Below are 2,218 nucleotides of genomic sequence, written 5' to 3' on the forward strand. Positions count from 1 at the left end.
CCGCCCGCCCGCGGTGATCGCGGATCCGCGCATCGGAACGAGAACGGACCCAACGAGACCGAATCCGCCTATCGCCCAGCCGCCGACGACGGCGAGGCCGATCGCCAGCCCGATGATCCACGTCGGCGCGCCCCGGGTTCGGACGGCGATCAGCGCGACGGTGGCGGCCATTCCGACGGCGAAGACGAGGAAGAGCGAAAGCCAGAACAGCCCGACCGCGAGCGGTGTCGCGGCCGACAGTCCGTCCAGGGCCACGCTCCCCAGCGCCATCGGCAGCACGAACGCGACGCCGTAGAACAGCGCGTCCTTCAGGAGGAACGCGCCCAGCAACCGCCGCCGCGAGAGCGGCAGCGTCGTCGACGAGGAGAGCAGTAAGGAGAGCCGTCCGAAGACGTTCTCGAGCATGTCGGAGCCGGCGAAGCCGGCGGTACCGCTGTAGAGCCCGAAGGCGAGGGCGAGGACGTGAAGGCCGCTCACGATCGGCCCCGGCGCGGTGCCGGTCTCGACGAGTGCGACCGTCGCACCCACGGTGAGCAGCGCGATCACGAACGGAAAGAGCGCGAAGCGCCAGCCGCCGAACAGCTGGGTGTGCATGCGCCACTCCTCGCGGAAGAGAATCGCGAGCAGCCGTCGGAACGAGAGCCCCGAATCGGTTCTGTTCGGACCCGCCCGAGCCGGACCGCCTCGGTTCGATCCACCTCCAGCCGCGGGCTCGGTTCCGGTCCCGCTCATGCGTCCGGCCCGTCCATCCGCTCGAGCGTCGGCACGTCCCGTGCGTCGGCCCCTTCGACGCGGTCGAGGAAGAGCTCGAGCAGCGATTCGTCGCCCGCGTCGCCGTCGCTGATCGACCGTTCCGTGACGAGTCGGCCGTCGGCGACGATGCCGACGCGGGTGCAGATGTCCTCGGCGACGTCGATGTTGTGCGTCGAGACGAAGACGGCGTTGTCGCCGGCCGCGTAGGAGACGAGGAACCGCTTGACTTGCTCCTGGACGAGCGGATCGAGGTTCGCCAGCGGCTCGTCGATGAAGACCACGTCCGGTTCGTGGACGAACGCCTGCGTGATCATCACCTTCTGTTGTTGCCCGCGGGAGAGGTCGGTGTGCAGCGTGTCGAGCTTGCGCTCGAATCCGAGTCGCTCGGCCCACGCCGCGGTCTGATCGGCGACCCGCTCCGGGCGGAGGTCGCGCACCTCACCGACGAGCTCGAGGTACTCGCGCGGCGTGAGAAAGCTCGGCGGCGACCCCTGTTCCGGCAGGATGCCGACCCGCCGGCGCGTCTCGATCGGTTCCGTCGTCGGATCGGTCTCGAGGACGCGTACCGTTCCAGCGTCCGGTCGAATCTGTCCCGTCAGCGACCGGATCGTCGTCTTGCCGGCACCGTTCGGCCCGAGAAAGCCGTACAGCTCCCCGCGGTCGACGGAAAATTCCATCCCCGCCACCGCTTCGACGGATCCGTAGGACTTCTGCAGCCCGTTGACGCGAATTGCAGCCATTGAACGACGAACCATTCTCACGAATTGATAATAACAATGCTGGTATCGGAACCGACGAGTTGTTGATTCGAACGCCGTTCGGGCGTTATCGCGATTCGAACGCGGCTCACTCGAGATTTCGAGCCGAACGCGAGTCGCGGACGACTCGCTCGAGGCCGACCGCTGCGCAGCCCGCTGTCCGCAATCTTCAACGGTCGGCCGGTCGAACCCTCGCGTATGATCACAGGCGAGCGAATGGCCGCCGTCGATGCGAACGCCGCGGCGCTCGGCGTGCCGCGAAAGCAGCTGATGGAGTCGAGCGGACACGCCGTCGCCCGGGCGGTTCGGGACGTTGCGGAGCCGGGCGCTCGAGTCCTCGTCGTCGCCGGCCGCGGGAACAACGGCGGGGATGCGTTCGTCGCGGCCCGATTCCTGGACGGTCCCGAACGTAGTTCGGGATCAGACCGGGACGCATCGCGCTCCGGGCGTGAGTACGAGGTGACGACGCTACTGCTCGGCCGCGCGGCCCAGATCGGCACCGACATCGCTCGCGAGAACTGGGACGCCCTGCAGCGGTCCGATTACGATACGCGAGCGGTGACCGACTCGAGCGAGTTCGAACCCGACGCAACTGCGCTCGACCTCGACGAGGCGGACGTGCTCGTCGACGCGATGCTGGGAACGGGGATCAGCGGCGACCTTCGGGAACCGGCGGCGACCGCGGCGCGGGCGATCAACCGGGCCGA

The 2,218-nt window shown here is 68.3% G+C and carries 2 protein-coding genes and 1 pseudogene; 1 reads left to right on the top strand and 2 read right to left on the bottom strand.

What is annotated here, in order from left to right:
- Positions 1-732, bottom strand: a pseudogene (locus PGX04_RS19895) (hypothetical protein); the annotation flags it as partial.
- The gene (locus PGX04_RS19900) at positions 729-1,493 is read right to left on the bottom strand and encodes an ABC transporter ATP-binding protein (RefSeq protein ID WP_273740104.1); all 765 of its coding nucleotides are present in this window, start codon (positions 1,491-1,493) and stop codon (positions 729-731) included. The pseudogene PGX04_RS19895 and the gene PGX04_RS19900, both read right to left, overlap by 4 nt.
- Positions 1,494-1,709: 216 nt before the next feature.
- Between PGX04_RS19900 and PGX04_RS19905 the strand changes: the two genes are divergently transcribed.
- A partial coding sequence (locus PGX04_RS19905) for an NAD(P)H-hydrate epimerase (RefSeq protein ID WP_273740105.1) occupies positions 1,710-2,218 on the top strand: 509 nt, incomplete at its 3' end.

It is taken from the genome of Natrinema soli (genome assembly GCF_028618695.1).

What these genes read in the sequence shown, in the direction of transcription:
- PGX04_RS19900 (WP_273740104.1), bottom strand. Translation starts at nt 1,493, where the DNA reads ATGGCTGCAATTCGCGTCAACGGGCTGCAGAAGTCCTACGGATCCGTC.